The sequence below is a fragment of the Borrelia turcica IST7 genome (assembly GCF_003606285.1).
GTDB lineage: Bacteria > Spirochaetota > Spirochaetia > Borreliales > Borreliaceae > Borrelia > Borrelia turcica.
Genome location: NZ_CP028884.1, coordinates 616,166 through 632,894 on the forward strand (window position 1 = coordinate 616,166; position 16,729 = coordinate 632,894).

The following is a 16,729-nucleotide window of genomic DNA, read 5'->3' on the forward strand; positions in this document are numbered from 1 at the left end:
TTTTAGGGGGGAATATGAAAGAAGAAGATATTAAGAAGGCAATAGCAATGAAAAGATTAGTTAAATACTTCTTTGATGAGCTTAAATATAGAATGAAAATACCCTGCTTGAGGCCAAGTAATAAAGATATGAGTACAAAGTATATACTTCTTAATCTTTTTAGAAAGATAGCAAATCTTCCTTTTAATAAGAAATATGAAATTGAAGAGCAATTTCCTCTTGATATTTCAGGAAAAGTAGTACAGACGGATGCAGTTCTTATTAAGAGATTAGATTATGAGAGATGTGTTATTATTGGTGTTATTGAAGCAAAAACGGATCAGAGTGATCTTGATTATGAACTTGAGAGATTTTTTCTTCAAGGTAATAAAGTTAATGTTCTTTTTTGGCAGCCAAAGAGAGTTCTCTTGAAGCAAAATGAAGAATTAATTACATTAGAATCAGATGATATTTTTAGATTTGATAATGATTTTTATTTACCAGAAGTGAAATCGAAACTAGAAGATTTTATTAACGTATTTATGCAGTTTTTTTCTTATGAAGATGTTTTATTTGAGTTTAATAAAGTAAAGGGTAAATATTCTTTAATTAAGAACAATTAAGATATTTATCCTTAATTAGGATTAAGTTTTATGGAAAATTGGAGACATATGATTCAACTATTTTAGATGAAATGAGATTTCATAAGTTAATTGGGAGTACTGTATAAGTGATTGCTTGTGGGTTCTCTGTATTTTAAAAAATCATTGAATTAAGTTGTATTAGCACTTTTAGGAAAAAATTTTTTTTGTGGTAAAATTCCTTTTATGCAAAAATTTTCATTTTTTAATAAAACAAAAACTAATTTAGTTAAAGAATCTGAGTCTTTAGAGAATATTGAAGATAAAAAGAAAGATTTACATGTATATGAGTACAAAGCTCCGGTTAAAGAGTTGGTAAAGGGATTTTATCATACTAAGACTTCTGTTAGCAATTTGGTACTTGGTATTGAATTTTTATATAAAAATCTCTTTTCTAATTTTGATAATCTTGACAAAATACTTGAGATGCTTATTAAGATGACTAATGAAGCACGCAGTCAGGTGAGTTTTATTTTTGATACCATTGAGAATAACAACGAGGAGAAATTGAAAAAAATTACTGATGTTATTGTTGGTGTTCAGGGAAGTTTGGAGACAATCAATAGCTTTTTAGGTGCAACTAATATGATTTCTCTTAATGCTAAACTTGAAGCAGCTAGAGCGAAAGAGTATGGAAAGGGCTTTTCTGTTGTTGCTGATGAGATTAAGCGTCTCTCCGATCAGGCAAAGAGTGTTATGAATATGATTTCTGTTAAGGAAATTGAGGAAGTTTCTAAAGATTTAATTTCTAAGAATATTAGGGATTTGCAGTTAGATATCGATAAATTTTTTTCAAGTTTTCTTGAGGAACTTGATTCTCTTGAGGGTTTATTTAAACATTTTATTGAACAGAAAGATGAATTTTCAATGTTAATTAATAATCTTGAAAGCATTGAAGCTAGTGTTTGTTATTTAACAAGAAGTTGTGATTCTTTATCTTGTTCTGAAACTTTTATGTATTCTAATGATGAATTTTTAAAGGAATTGGAATTTATTATTTCCGAACAGATGTCTTGGATTAATATTTTAAGGTTAATTGTAGAAAATCAAAAGTGTATGGCTGTTCAAACGGAGCCTATGAAGCATGGGTTTGGGTTATTTTATAAAGGTCTTGTACCAAAGCATACTGAAATCAAGGTGATATGGGAAGAGATTTATTCTTATTACTTAAGCATACATAAACTTGCTATTGATATATTGAAGGTATTTACAAAAGATGATTTTGATGATGCGGATATAAAGAGGGCAAATGATTTTTTAGCTCAAGCTGAGGGTATTTCAGAGGAAATTATTAAAAAGCTTGAGTATATTAAGAATAAAGTATGTGAATTAGAGAACCAAGGTATTAATATTTTTGCATAAATTTCATTTTCTTAATGCTTTTATGCTAACATTTTGAGTAATTTAGTTAATGTTTACTATTGACATTTGGTTAAGTTAGAGTATATATCTATTAAAAATCAGATTTTATTTTGATAAAATAAGTGAAGTATGAATTTAAAAGTTAAATTTATTCATTTGCATGTTCATTCAGATTATTCTCTGCTAGACGGTGCCGCCAAGATTACAGATATTGTTGCAAAGGCAAAAGAACATAATATGTCCCATATTGCATTAACAGATCATGGGAATCTTTTTGGTGCTATTAGGTTTTATAAAGAAGCAAGAAGGGTTGGGATAAAACCTATAATTGGTATTGAGGCTTATATGTCAAGTACATCAAAGCACATAAAGAAGAATGATGATTTAGGAAAGCCTTCTTATCATTTAATTCTTCTTGCTAAGAATGAAATGGGCTATAAGAATTTATTAAAACTTACAAGCATTTCTTACCTTGAGGGATTTTATTATCGTCCGAGAATAGATAAGAGTGATATTGAAAAGTATTCTGAAGGTCTTATTTGTACGTCTGCGTGTATTGGTGGGATTATTCCTCAGTTAATTATGGCCAATAGGTTTGATGATGCAAAGAATGAAATTCTTTGGTTTAAAAGTATTTTTGGAGATGATTTTTATCTTGAACTTCAACGACATGGAATTAGGCAACAAGATATTGTTAATGAGAAATTAATTGCTTTTTCTAGGGAACTTAATGTCGCGTTAACTGTATCTAATGATTCTCATTATGTTAATAAAGAGGAAGCAACAGCTCAGGATATTATTGTCTGTATTGGAACAAATGCTAAGAGAAGCGATTCTAATAGGCTTAGGATGGAGACCAATGAGTTTTACCTTAAATCTCAAGAAGAAATGTGTGAACTTTTTAAAGATTTGCCAGAAGCTTTAGAGAATACTGTCAAAATTGCTGAGAAATGTAATGATTTTAAGATAACATTTCCAGGGCCTATTTTCCCTGAGTATAGGGTTCCTAGTGAATTTAATACTCTTGGTCAATATCTAGAGCACTTAACAATTGAGGGCTTAGAATTTAGGTATGGCAATATAACTAAGAGCATTAAAGAGCGTGCTTTGTATGAACTATCAACAATAATTAAGATGGGATTTGAGGCTTATTTTTTAATTGTTTGGGATTTTATTAAATTTGCTCATGATAATGATATTCCCGTTGGTCCTGGCCGTGGTTCTGGGGCAGGTTCAATTGTTGCATATGCTTTAAGAATTACGGATATTGATCCTTTAAAATATAATCTTCTCTTTGAGAGATTCTTAAATCCTGAGCGTGTATCTATGCCTGATTTTGACATTGACTTTTGCTTTGAGCGTAGAGACGAGGTCATAAAGTATGTTACAAGAAAATATGGTGAGGATAGAGTTGCTCAGATAATTACATTTGGAACCTTAAAGCCTAAGGCTGTATTTAAGGATGTTGGAAGAGTGTTAGATATTCCTTTTGCGGAGTCCAATGAGCTTACCAAGCTTATACCCGATGGTCCAAAGGTTTCTTTAAAAGAAGTCTTGGCAGATGAGACTTTAAAAGGATATTTTAATAAAGGTCCTGTATATAAGGAGATGATAGATGCGGCTCTTGTGCTTGAGGGTATGAATAGACATGCTTCAACTCATGCGGCAGGTATTGTTATTTCTAGAGCACCTTTAACGGAGTATGTACCACTTTACAAGGACTATAAACAAAATACTATTTCTACGCAGTATACAATGGACTTGTTGGAAGATTGTGGACTTGTGAAGATGGACTTTCTTGGTCTTAAAACATTAACTTTGATAAAAAATGCAGAAAATTTAATTAGAATTGTTAATCCTGATTTTAGAATAGATACTATTTCTGATAATGATGATAAAACTTTTAAGATGCTGTCTGAAGGGCGTAGTACTTCTGTTTTTCAATTTGAATCGGAGGGTATGCAACAGGTTTTACGGGAAGCAAAACCAGATAGTATTGAGGATTTAATTGCTTTAAATGCGCTTTATCGTCCAGGGCCTATGCAATTTATACCTCAATTTATTGCGGCTAAGACAGGAACTAAAAAAATTAAATATCCTCATCCAGACTTAAAGGAAGTTTTAAGGCCAACTTATGGGGTTATTGTATATCAAGAGCAGGTAATGGAGGTTGCAAGAATTATTGGGGGTTTTTCTCTTGGAAAAGCGGATATCTTAAGACGTGCAATGGGAAAGAAGAAAGAAGATGAAATGAATAAAATGAAAGTTGACTTTTTAAAAGGGGCACTTCTTAAGGGTTATGACGAGGATCTTGCTAGTGATATATTTGAACTTTTAAAACCTTTTGCGGGGTATGGTTTCAATAAGTCTCATGCAGCTGCATATTCTTTAATAGCTTATCAAACAGCATATCTTAAGGCTAATTATCCTGAAAACTTTATGGCCGCCAACTTAACAAATGAGATTAATAATAGTGAAAAGCTTTCTTATTATATTGAAGAAGCAAAGTCAATGGGGATAAATGTTTTAAAACCTGATGTAAATCAATCTTTTAGAGAGTTTCGTGTAATGGAGTCAAGTATCTCTTACGGGCTTAATGGAATTAAGAATATTGGGGGGAGTATAGTTGACCTTGTTATTGCTGAGAGAGAAGCGAATGGGAAGTATAAATCTTTTGAAGATTTTATTAGAAGAGTAGATGATAGAGTTATAAATAGGAAATTTCTTGAGTCTGGAATAAAGTCTGGACTTTTTGATAGTCTTGACCAAAACAGGAAAACACTTGTTGAAAATCTTGATAGATTGATAGAAGTTGTATCTAAAGATAAGAGCGATAAGAAACTTGGTCAGAATAGTTTATTTGGATCTTTTGGAGTTCATGATGCTGTCGAGGAGAGTTTTCATTATGATTTATTTGAGGAATATTCTTATTCTGAGCTTTTAAGATTTGAAAAGGAACTTTTAGGTTTTTATGTATCTGGACATCCTCTTGACCCATATAAAGTAGCAATAGAAAGCTTTGCAACCTTAAATGTATTAGAAGAGCTTGCTAGTAAAAAGAATAGTATCGTTCAATTTGCCGGTGCTTTAAATTCAATAAAGATTATACATACCAAGAGAAATAATTCTAGAATGGCTTTTGGAGTTATTGAAGATTTTAAAGGTGTAATGGAAATTGTGATTTTTACTGAAAATTATGAAAAATCTAAGCATTTACTTATTGAAGATAGTGTAATTGGGGTTATAGGTAAACTTACTTTTGGTAGAGATAAATTTTCAATAGTTGTTGAGAAAGTGTTAAGTATTGAAGAACTGTCTGTTAATAAGATTAATAATCTTCATATTAAATTTTTTAATGAAAGATTAAGTAATTCTAATCTTCTTTATTCTCTAAAGGATAGAATCTTTAAGTTTGAAGATAATACTGGATTTTCACAGGTTTATCTTTATTTAGGCAATAATGATAAAGATTTGAAGCTCAAAATGGGTTCAGTCTTAAATTTTAAGCCGGATGAATTCAAGATTAATGAGTTGAAGCGTCATGAGATAGTAGAGGATGTTTGGTTTGATTAGGAGGATTGATTTTGATAGTAGAAACTTTGATTATCTTTTTGAGCATTTATAGAATTTTAATTTTAATTAGAATTATTCTTAGTTGGCTTGTATCTTCAGGAATTAATACTAATGCATTTTTTAGGTTTATATATAATGCCACAGAACCGTTTTTATCTATCTTTAGAAGGGTTAGATTTTTCAGGCTTGGTATGCATGATTTTTCACCAATTGCGGCTCTGATTACTCTTACAATAATTGAGAGAATGTTATCTTATGGTGATTATAAACTTTCTACATTTATTATTTTGTTTATTATTGAAATTTGGGGGATAGTTAGAAGCATTTTTTTTGCTCTTATTTTTTTCTTTTTTTTAAGATTAATCTTTTTACTTTTACATCTGTTTGATGGTACTGATTTCATGAGAAGTGTTGATTCATTGCTAATTCCCTTATCTGTTAAAATAAATAATATAGTTACAGATAAGCATATGTCTTATGTTTTCAATCTTATGTTAGCATGTGCATTGCTTATGGCATTTATAATTATTTTTGAACAAGCTATATTTGCTATTAGTATCCTAGTCTCTTATTTGCCTTTTTAGGAATTTTGATGTTTTTACATGATTTTCAATATGACTTGAATGGTGTAAGTGGTCTTGGTAAGAAGGGTATTGATAAGTTATCCGCTCTTCAAATTACAAATATTAAAGAACTCATAGAACATTTTCCTAAAAAATATGAAGATCGTCAAAATATACAAACTTTTCCCGATCCCTTGGAAGTTAGAAACTGCGAACTTATGACAATTTTTACTGTTTTAGAACATAGGAGTCTTGGAGGTAATTTAAGAAAAAATTTAAGACTCATTGCTAAAAGTGAAAATGATGAAATATTTGAAATCCTTCTGTTTAATAGAGGATTTTTAGAAAGCCTTTTTAAGGTAGGACAAAAATTTTATATTTATTCTAAATTTAATTACAGCGACTATACTCAAATGTGGAGTTGTTCTAATTTTGATAGTGAATCTTTTAGCTACAATCCTGAGAGATTTAATAAGATTATGCCAATTTATTCTCTTAGTGAAGGTCTTACTTCTAAAAAGATATCTTCTTATGTAAAGGAAGCTCTTATTTATTTTGTGAAGTTTGGACATTCCGATATTCCTGATTTTTTGATAAAGAAATATTCATTATTACCACTTCATGATGCTTTAAATGAGATTCATTTTCCAAGTTCTTTGGAAATGCTTGATAAGGCAAAGAAAACTTTAATTTATAGGGAAATTTTTTTGCTTCAGTTTTTTTCAAGAGGTAAGAGTTCTGCAATTTTTGAGAGAGAAAGGAAACAGTTGTCAAGAAATTTGCTTGATCAGATTGTTGCAATTCTTCCGTTTAAGCTTACAAGGGATCAAAGGATTTCAATTGATGAGATAATTAGTGACCTTGAGAGCAGTAAACCAATGAGTAGATTACTACAGGGTGATGTTGGAAGTGGGAAAACACTTGTTGCTTTTCTTTCAAGCATTCCTTTAATCGAGGCTGGGTATCAAGTGGCATTTATGGTTCCTACTGATCTTTTAGCAAGACAGCATTATAATAATTTAGCAAATATATTAAATAATTTTAATGTTTCCATAGTTCTTTTAACGGGTGGGTTGAGAAAAAAAGAAAGGGAAGATATTTTGGAGAAAATTAGAAGTGGGACTGCTAGCTTAGTGGTTGGGACTCATGCTATTTTTTCTCAAGGAACAACATTTAAAAAATTAGCTTATGTGATTATTGATGAACAACATAAATTTGGTGTTGAACAGAGAGAAGAGCTTAAAAATAAAGGAAAAGAAGTAGATGTGCTTTTAATGTCAGCAACTCCTATTCCTAGAAGCTTAGCTTTAACTCTATATGGTGACCTTGAAGTGTCTTTAATTAAGAGGGGGCCTGCAGGTAGAGTTCCTGTTACTACTTATTTAGCCAAGCATGGTAATGAAGGAAAGGTATATGATTTTTTAAAAAATGAACTTGCAAAAGGACATCAAGTCTATTTTGTATATCCCTTGATATCATCCTCGGAAAAATTTGATTTAAAAGATGCTACTAGTATGTGTTTAACACTTAAAAATATTTTTGTTGAATATTCTGTTGAAATGATTCATTCCAAGCTAGAATCACATGTTAAAGAAGAAATTATGAATGATTTTTATTCAAGGAAAATAGATATTTTGGTTGCAACGAGCGTTATTGAAGTTGGTATTGATTGTCCAAATGCAACTTGCATGGTAATAGAGCATGCTGAGCGTTTTGGGCTTTCTACTTTACATCAAATTAGGGGGCGTGTTGGTAGAGGTAGCTTGAAATCTTTTTTATTTTTACTTTATAAAGAACCTCTAACAAAAGCGGGAAAATTTAGACTCAAGACTATAAAAGAGAATATAGATGGGTTTAAAATAGCAGAGGAAGATCTTAAATTAAGAGGACCTGGTAATTTATTTGGGCTTGAGCAGACTGGTTATTTAAAACTTAAAATGGCTGATTTTGCTGAGCATAAAGATATCATAAGTTTAATGAGGGAGGAACTTAACTTATTTTTTTTAAATAAATCTTTTTATGATAAAAAAGATGTTGAATTGTTAGATGAGCTTTTGTTTTCATATTTAAAAACTGTTGGTAAAGAATAATTACTTAATTTGTATATTTTTGAATTAAATTTGAAATTTCTATTTTATGTTCGTTCCAAAATTTAAGGAATTTATATTGCAAATTATTAAAATATTTTTCTTGAATAATACATGCTTGTTTTCCAATGTACATGTAGTGCCAAGGTTCTGACTTGTATCCGGTTTCTTTTTCGTAAGTCTTTGGATATGATAAAGAAAAGCCGTATTTTAATGAGTTTTCATAAATCCACTTGCCGGCTTTTGTGTCAAGTAGGTTATCGTCTATTTTTATGAAATCTATAGCTGTTCCTAATTGATGTTGCGAATGATTAGGCATTGCCGATTGTTTTTCTGCTACCTTTAATCCGTAGGTTTTCACATTATGTTCAAATAAAAATTTTTGATATTCTTCTGTTCTGTATGCTGATACTATTTTAATAGTAAACCCATTTTTCCTTGCTTCTTTGATAAAGCTAATTAAGTCATCTATTAATATTTTCCTTAGCCTTAAGCTTTTTTTCCCAATGTCTTTTAATTCTTTAAAGTCTTTTAGATAAACTAAGTCAGGTGGTTTATATCCCATAGGAATTGGGATTTTTTTATTTACTTGCATTAAAAGACCATTCTTTTCTGCTTCAAGGAGTGGTTTTATCTCTTTTAAAAATGCAATGGGGTTTTCTCTAATTCGTTTTTGGAGAGATGAATCTATATCTTGTATAATTTTAAGTAAACTTTTTAAGTCTTGATTTGATATATCATTTGCTTGTAAAGTTAAGATGTGAATTAAGAATATTGATAAAAAAACATATAATGACTTCATACAAATGTAATTATAATATACTTTATTTTAATTATTCTATTAAGATAAATGTTTTGTGAGTTTGAATTTAAAATTCAAATTATTTTTTTATTTATAAAAGTGGTAAAATAGGTGGAATATGCTAAAGAAGTTTAATAATTATAATTCTATACTAAAAGAACTGTTCATATTAGCTATTCCTACGGCTTTTGAGTCTTTCTTGTTCCAGTTGGTAACATTTTTTGATAATTATATGATTGCTTATTTAGGGTCTTCTCAAGTGACGGGAGTTTCTCTTGCAAGTAGAGTCAATTTTCTTTTTTTTATTATTGTATTTGGACTTGGAACTACTCTTAGTGCATATGCTTCTCAGGCATTTTCTAAGAGAAAGTTTGAGCATGTAAGGCAAGCATTTGCCTATGCTTTAACGATTGGCACAACTATTGGAATTATTTTTTTTTGTATGTCCTTTATTTTCTCAAAAGAGATTATTAGTCTTTTTATAAAAGAGAAAGACTCTTTAAATTTTGGAATAGAGTATTTAAAAGTTATCTCTTTTTCCTATATTTTGATGTCTTATTCTTTTCTATCTGCTATGGGCTTTAAGAGTTCTAAGGATATAAAAATACCTTTAATTGTAACTATAGTTGTTGTATTAGTTAATATTGTTTTTAATTACATATTTATTTTTGTACTTGGTATGGGCATAAGCGGGGCAGCTTATGCTACTTTGCTTGCTAGAGTTATTGAATTTGCCTTTTATTTATTTTACAACCTTTTTAATGTAAAGTCTTATTATCATCTTAAGCTAGATGATTTTTTTGTTACAAAGAGTGTAAAAGTAGCTAATTTAAAGATACTTATTCCTGTTCTACTACATGAGATTGGTTGGGTTTTAAGCATAACTATTTTACATGCTTTTTATGCTCGACTTGGAAGTAGTGAATATGCATCTTTTGCAGTTGCATCTAATATTTTGGATTTATGTTTTGTTTTAATGCATGGAATGGGAGTTGCAACTGGTGTTATTGTTGGACATTTGATGGTAAACGATAAGGAGCATGTTAGGGCAATTGGAATATTTTTATCGGTTATTGGAGTTATTTTAGGATTTTTTGTAGCCTTGATTCTTCTTTTAATATCTAGAGTTGCTCCTGTTATTTTTAGTAATCTAGATTCTCCTGAACTTGTTGGTGTCTTTATTTCTGTTTTTGCTAGCATTGTTGTTTTTAAAGGATTTACATCTCAGGTACTTGTTGGTGTTTTTAGAACTAGTGGAATTCCTAATATTTGTTTTTATATTGAAGTAGGAGTAATAGTTTTTTATACATTACCGGTTGCTTATTTTTTAGTTTTTTTTACAGAATTTAGATTTCCATTAATAGTTTTTATTGTAAATCTTGAAGAAATTATTAAGAACATATTTATTTTAATAGAGTTTTTTAAAGATAATTGGATAAGGGAGATTCAGTATGAAGAGCTGACTTAGTCTATGAAAATATATTATAATTAAGTATTATTAGGACTTTTTATGAGTATTATGAATTTTAAATTCATTTTAATTTTATTTAATAAAGGAATTCCTTCTACCTTTTTATAGTGGTTTTGTTTTAATTGAATACTTTTGTTTTTTTGAAAATCTCAAGCTTGCTGTTTTTGTACTGAGGAGGGGGTTATGTATTCGTTAAGCGAAGCTAAGAAGAGTAGGGTTTATAGAGACCTTTTAAATATCGCAGTCCCAACAGTTATTGAATTCTTTTTATTTAATGTTATTTCATTTACAGATAATATTATGGTATCTTATCTTGGAGACTATCCTGTTGCTGGGGTATCTCTTGCTAATAAATTTTTCGAACTCTTTGCTACTATTGCCTTTGCTGTAATGGGGGCTTATAATATATTGGCTACAAGACAATATGCTAAGGGTGATATTGATGATTTTAAAAATACTTTTTTTATTAGTATATTAATTCTTCTGTTTTTTTCCTTTGTGTTTATTTTTATTTCATTGTTTTATCCATACTTTTTTCTTGGTTTACTTTCTAATGATTCAAGGGCTATCTCTTATGGAATAGATTATCTTGATATTGCTGTTTATTCTTTTGTATTTGCAGTTGTTAAGGGAATTATTGCAAATTCATTAAAAGTTGTTAAGATAACCAAAATTCAGGTTATTACTTCTGTTATTTCAGTTATTTTAAATGTAGTTTTTAATTATTTATTTATTTTTACATTTTCTATGGGAGTAGTGGGAGCTGCTATTGCCACTACATTGGTGCGTGGTGTTGAGCTTATTTTTTATGTCTTATACACTGTTTTTAATAAAAATTCGCACTTTTATCTTAAGCTTAAAAATTTAAAAATCAATCCTGTGATATTTTCTCAATTAATTAAATTTTTTATTCCAATATTCTTAAATGAGTTTATTTGGTATTTGGGATATTTTGGTTTAATTGCTATTTTTGCAAGAATTGATACTGCTAAGTATGCAGCTTATAGCATAACTTTTTCTACTTATTTTATGGGATTTAATGTAGTTAATGCGTTTTGTTTCTCTGTCAATATTGTAATGGGACATGAAATGCATAATGATAAGAGAGAAATAATGGCTGTTGCAGTATATTTAGGTAAAATAGGGCTTGTTCTTGCTATTCTTACCGCTTTCATATTATTAGCTTTGTCGTTTATTGCCCCGTATATTTTTTATGAGCTAGAGTATGCAAATCTTACTGGAGTTATGCTAAGATACTATTCTATTTCGGTTTTGTTTACATCCCTTGCGTTTCAATATTTATTTGGATTTTTCCGTGCAGGTGCAGCTCCAAACTTTGGAGCTATTATGGAGGGTGCTGTAACTTTGATTTATACATTACCTATTGCATATTTCTTAGCAAATTACACTCAACTTCCATTTGAGATTATTGTTTTCATTCCAACTCTTGAAGATGTAATTAAACTAGGTATTTCTTTGCCTTATTTTTATAGTACTAAGTGGATTAAATCTGTTAAAACGGGTTAATTGTTTTGTTATAATGGGCTTACTGTGCGTTTAGATGAAATAAAAGATAAAAATTTTTTGGTTATGGGCTTGGGTCTTAATGGAGGGGGGCTGGCTGTTTCAAGGTTCTTGTTAAAACATGGAGCTAATTTAATAATCACTGATTTGAAGAGTGAATTGGAATTGGCGTCTAGCATAAAGTCTTTAGGAGAATTTAGAGATAGTATACGATTTGTTTTAGGTTATCATGATGAAGATGATTTTAAGAATGCAGATATTGTTATTAAAAACCCTAGCGTAAGCTTTGACAATAAATATTTGAAGCTTGCAAAAAGAGTTGAGACGGATATTAGTTTATTTTTAATGTTTAATAAAAATCCAATAATTGCTATTACAGGAACTAAGGGAAAATCAACTTTGGCATCTCTTTTGCATCAAGTTTTAGTCACTAAGTATCCAAAGGCTAAACTTGGAGGCAATATTGGGATATCACCTTTAAGTTTCATAGACGAGCTTGATTCTATTTCGCCTATTGTTTTAGAGCTTTCTTCTTGGCAACTGCATGATATTGAAAATTTAAATCCTATTATTAGTATTATTACAAATATTTACCATGATCATCAAAATTTTTATGCAAGGTTTGATGATTACATAGAAGATAAATCAAAAATTTTTATAAATCAGAAGTCAGGAATCTTCATATCTCAAGATAGAGCTTATTATGATTACTTTTATAAGTTTAAGACAAACTTGGAAGTTGTTTTATTTTCAGAAACAGTGCCTTTAAACTTTGAAAATGATATTTTTTATTTTTTGAATGATAAAGTTTATCTAAATAAGGAAGTGATAACTACTCTTAACGAAACAAAACTTGTACTCTTAATATCTAAGATGGTGGTTATTTTTGTTGCAAATTACTTAAAGTTAGATTTGAAATTGATGTCCGATGTTGTTAATGGTTTTAATGGAATTGAACATAGATTGGAACTTGTAAGAGAAATTGATGGTGTTAAATATTATAACGATACGGCATCAACAATTCCTGATTCTACAGTCCTTTCTGTTAAAAGTTTAAAGAAAGATGGAGTTTTTATTAATCTTATTGTTGGTGGGACTGACAAGGAACTTGATTTTTTAATTTTTAGTGAAGTTTTAGACATGGTTAAAACTTGGATTTTATTAAGGGGAAGTGCCACTTTAAAAATTATTAAGTTTTTAGAAGAAAATGAAATTGATTATTTTATCTTTTCTTCACTAGAGGAATGTGTTTGTTATGCTAGGGAGATTGCTGTTCAAAATGATATAGTCTTATTTTCACCGGCTAGTGCATCTTTTGAGCTTTTTAAGAATGAGTTTGATAGAGGCTTTCAATTTAAGAAATTAGTAAATAATATGATTTAAAATCTTTTTTTTATGACTTTGTAGTAGAAGTATCTTAGTATTTCAAGAATTCTATAAATTTTATATAAAAATTTGTTGTAAACGAAATCATAGCATCCAATCCTGTGGATAAGTTCTCCTCCAAACCCAGTTTTAAATTGAAATAGACCAAATAGAGGATGTTTTTCATTAGCAGTAGGAGGAATACCTAAAAGATCGTATTCTTTTATTGAGTGATTTTTAAGTATTTGTATTGCAGCAAATTGCACTGCGTAATTGGGCATTAAGTGTCTATTTTCTCTACTTGAGGCCCCATAAAGATATGTGGCTCTGTCTTTATAGATACCAACAATTATACCGGATATGAGTTTTTCGTTGTGTAGGGCGATTATTAATTTGATATTTGAATTTTCATCTCTTTTAAATTCTTGTATTAAATCTTTTATGTAATCTTTTGAATGAAAGGCAAATTTGTCTCTTTGGGCTGTTTCTTCATGAAGTCTGTAAAATTCATCAAAATATTTAAATTCATCATCTATGATTATTTTGAGGTTTTTCTTACTACTAAGTTTAATATTATATCTTGTTTTCTTTTTCATTTTAGCTTGAATATTATCTAATGAATCTTTTAGGTTTATTATTGTTGTATTTAAGGGTTGTATGTCGTCAAATGATTTTTGAAGCCCTTTCAGTTTAATCTTTAGTGGAATATAGTCTTCTTTTAAGCTTCTTGAGTTGTAGTACATTAAATCAAGTCTTAAAAAGATGGTGTTTTTATGCAAATATGACTTTATAACTTCACTAAATTGTTTAATTTGAGAGTTAATCTCATCTAGGTTAATGTCTTCAATTTTTTTATTTGAAAACTCTGGATGAGCAATGTAGCCTAAGTAAAAATTTCCAAATATTTTTCTTTGCATCACAAGAATTTTATTAAAATTTTCACTGCTTATCGCTATTGCTTTCCATGGACTTTTTTCTTTTGACGCTTTTTTTACAAGTGCCCATAATTTACTTTGAAGATAGTTCTCATTTAGACTTTCTATTTCAATTTTTTTAACATTCATTTATTGCTCTGGAATAGACCTACCACACTATTCCATTTGGAATTTCTCTAGATAGTACTTTTTCTCTGGATTTCTCTAAGATTAAGTTGATGCCATTTATTTTAAGCTCTCCATTTTCTGCTACAATTTGAGTTTGCATAAATTTATCTATGCTAACCTTTGATGGGTAGCTTAATTCCTTGTCAATGTCGCTTTCAAGTATTATTCGCTCGCCAGGAATAGGATTGTCTTTAAAATGTTCCATGATGATTACTTTAAAGTTTTTATCCTTATCTTCAGTTGAAATTAACATTCCTTCAGATTTTATTCCTCTAAATTTGGCAGGTTTTAAATTGTCAACTATTATTATATGTTTTCCAATTAATTCTTCTTCCCTGTAGTAGTCTGCGAGGCTACTTACAATTTGTTTGCCATCAGGAGACCCATCATCAAGTTTTAAAATGAATAATTTTTCTGCATCTGGATTTCGTTCTATTGTTTTAACTTTTACAACTTTTAAAAATACTTTTTCGCTAAATAATTTTGCGGGATTTTCTGTTTGTTGATCTTGCATGTTTTTGCCTCCTGAATATTTTAATTTTAAACTATCAATTAATTCTTTTTCTAGCTTTGTAAATAATACCTCTGTAGTCTTAATTGTGGTCAAGCCCAAATTTGTACCTAGAAATCTATTAGAAATTTCGTAACTTTCTCCAAAAAATTGTCTTATTTTATCGCTTGTTTGGGGTATAAAGGGTGAGATTAAGATTGATAAATCTCTTATTAGGTATATTAGGTTTGTCAAGAGTTCTTTTGTTGCATCGGGGTTACTGTCCTTTGTTTTCCATGGCTCTCTGTCTTGAAATATTTTATTACCCATGCTTGAAAGTTCAAGAATTTCTTTTAGTGCTGCTTTGAGTTCTGTTTTGTTGAAAAAATCTAAAATTCTTTCATATTTGTAATTTATTTCTTCCCAAAAAACTTTTTTAATGTCTATTTTATCTATTTTGTCTCCAAAAAATTTTTTGTAAAATGCTAATACTCGATTAATGAGATTTGAAAAATTGCCAATAAGTTCAGTGTTTGTTCTCTCTAAGAGGTCATCCCACATAAATTGAAAGTCGGATTTTTCAGGTCTATTGTAATATATGTAAAATCTCCAAACATCAGCGGGTATTCCAGTAGTAATAGCGTCATTGCCAAATATCCCCGTTCCTGCAGATTTTGAAAATTTTAGGTTTTCATAGTTTAAGTATTCGCTTGAGGACATTTTATTGAGCATTGTCCAATTTTCTTTGCTTCCAAGCTCTACAGCGGGAAATACAACAGTGTGGAATAAAATATTATCTTTTCCAATAAATTGTACTAGATTTGTTTCTGTATTATCTTTCCACCAAGATTCCCAATTCTTTGTAATTTCTTTTGTAATTGATATGTATCCAATAGGTGCATCAAACCAAACATAAAATACTTTATCTTCATATCCCTTTCGAGGTACTGGTATGCCCCATTTGAGGTCTCGGGTGATTGCTCTCTCTTTAAGTCCATCTCTTAAAAAGGCATTTGTCATTTTAAGAGCATTTGTGTTCCAATTTCCGTTTTGTGAACTTGTTTGCATCCAAGCTTCAAGTTCATTTTTGATTTTTGGTAGATCAAGATAACAATGCTTAGTTTTTTTTAAAATGGGTATATTTTGGCAAATCATGCATTTTGGATTTATTAAGTCATTAGGAGCTAATAGCTTAGAACAGTGCTCACATTGATCTCCTTTTGCATTATTTCCGCAATTTGGGCATTCTCCAGTTATATATCTATCTGCTAAAAACATTAAATCATGTTCGCAAAAAAATTGTTCACTTTCTTTTTCTGTAATATAACCATTTTCTTCTAGTTTTAAGAATAAATTTTGTACAGTTTCTTTGTGATATTGATTAGTTGTGCGTCCAAAAATGTCAAATTGTATGTTAAACCATTCATAAATTGATTTGTGTATTTCATAATATTTATTGCAAAGTTTTTCAGGAGTAGTTTTTTCAATTAAAGCCTTAGTTTCTGTAGCTGTTCCGTATTCATCTGTGCCACAGACATAAAGTGTTTCAATACCCATCATTCTTGAATATCTTGCAAAGGCGTCTGCTGATAAGACTTGTACTAAATTACCAAGGTGAGGTATGTTGTTAACATACGGTAATGCGGCTGTAACTAAATTCTTACTTTTCATGTTTTTTAAGTTTTTCCCTTTTTGTTGTAGTATTTTAATGCTAATGTAATTTATTATATTATACATTTTTACTAAATAGTTATGTTTTCATTGAAAAT

At 29.6% G+C, this 16,729-nt stretch carries 11 protein-coding genes; 8 read left to right on the forward strand and 3 right to left on the reverse strand.

Annotated elements, in window-relative coordinates; translation table 11 throughout:
- Positions 1-14 precede the first annotated feature (14 nt).
- The 5 genes from DB313_RS03015 (at position 15) to recG (ending at position 8,208) form a co-directional block, all read left to right on the forward strand.
- Positions 15-602, forward strand: coding sequence for a hypothetical protein (locus tag DB313_RS03015; protein ID WP_120104359.1), 588 nt, complete (start codon positions 15-17; stop codon positions 600-602).
- Positions 603-806: 204 nt separating this feature from the next.
- Complete coding sequence (locus tag DB313_RS03020) at positions 807-1,982, forward strand: methyl-accepting chemotaxis protein (RefSeq protein WP_120104360.1); 1,176 nt, start codon at positions 807-809, stop codon at positions 1,980-1,982.
- A gap of 129 nt (positions 1,983-2,111) precedes the next feature.
- The gene (gene dnaE, locus DB313_RS03025; protein WP_120104361.1) at positions 2,112-5,555 is read left to right on the forward strand and encodes a DNA polymerase III subunit alpha; all 3,444 of its coding nucleotides are present in this window, start codon (positions 2,112-2,114) and stop codon (positions 5,553-5,555) included.
- A gap of 5 nt (positions 5,556-5,560) precedes the next feature.
- Positions 5,561-6,139, forward strand: coding sequence for a YggT family protein (locus tag DB313_RS03030; RefSeq protein ID WP_174220846.1), 579 nt, complete (start codon positions 5,561-5,563; stop codon positions 6,137-6,139).
- An 8-nt stretch (positions 6,140-6,147) separates the two neighbouring features.
- The gene (recG, locus tag DB313_RS03035) at positions 6,148-8,208 is read left to right on the forward strand and encodes an ATP-dependent DNA helicase RecG (RefSeq protein WP_120104363.1); all 2,061 of its coding nucleotides are present in this window, start codon (positions 6,148-6,150) and stop codon (positions 8,206-8,208) included.
- 4 nt (positions 8,209-8,212) lie between these two features.
- Here the strand turns inward: recG and DB313_RS03040 are convergent, their stop codons facing one another.
- Positions 8,213-9,007, reverse strand: coding sequence for a M15 family metallopeptidase (locus tag DB313_RS03040; protein ID WP_120104364.1), 795 nt, complete (start codon positions 9,005-9,007; stop codon positions 8,213-8,215).
- A gap of 118 nt (positions 9,008-9,125) precedes the next feature.
- Here DB313_RS03040 and DB313_RS03045 point away from each other — a divergent pair, with 118 nt between their 5' ends.
- From DB313_RS03045 to murD, 3 genes are all read left to right on the forward strand, one after another.
- Entirely contained in the window at positions 9,126-10,475 is a 1,350-nt protein-coding gene (locus tag DB313_RS03045) for an MATE family efflux transporter (RefSeq protein ID WP_120104365.1), read from the forward strand.
- A gap of 186 nt (positions 10,476-10,661) precedes the next feature.
- The gene (locus tag DB313_RS03050; protein ID WP_120104366.1) at positions 10,662-12,005 is read left to right on the forward strand and encodes an MATE family efflux transporter; all 1,344 of its coding nucleotides are present in this window, start codon (positions 10,662-10,664) and stop codon (positions 12,003-12,005) included.
- Positions 12,006-12,029: 24 nt separating this feature from the next.
- On the forward strand, positions 12,030-13,385 hold the full coding sequence (gene murD, locus DB313_RS03055) for a UDP-N-acetylmuramoyl-L-alanine--D-glutamate ligase (protein ID WP_120104672.1): 1,356 nt from the start codon (positions 12,030-12,032) through the stop codon (positions 13,383-13,385).
- Here the strand turns inward: murD and DB313_RS03060 are convergent.
- Both DB313_RS03060 and metG read right to left on the reverse strand, forming a co-directional pair.
- Positions 13,382-14,431 carry a lipid II:glycine glycyltransferase FemX gene (locus DB313_RS03060; RefSeq protein ID WP_120104367.1) on the reverse strand — a complete coding sequence of 350 codons (1,050 nt, stop codon included), beginning with the start codon at positions 14,429-14,431 and terminating at the stop codon, positions 13,382-13,384. The genes murD and DB313_RS03060 overlap by 4 nt on opposite strands.
- 19 nt (positions 14,432-14,450) lie before the next feature.
- Positions 14,451-16,697 carry a methionine--tRNA ligase gene (gene metG / locus DB313_RS03065; protein ID WP_274542538.1) on the reverse strand — a complete coding sequence of 749 codons (2,247 nt, stop codon included), beginning with the start codon at positions 16,695-16,697 and terminating at the stop codon, positions 14,451-14,453.
- Positions 16,698-16,729 lie beyond the last annotated feature (32 nt).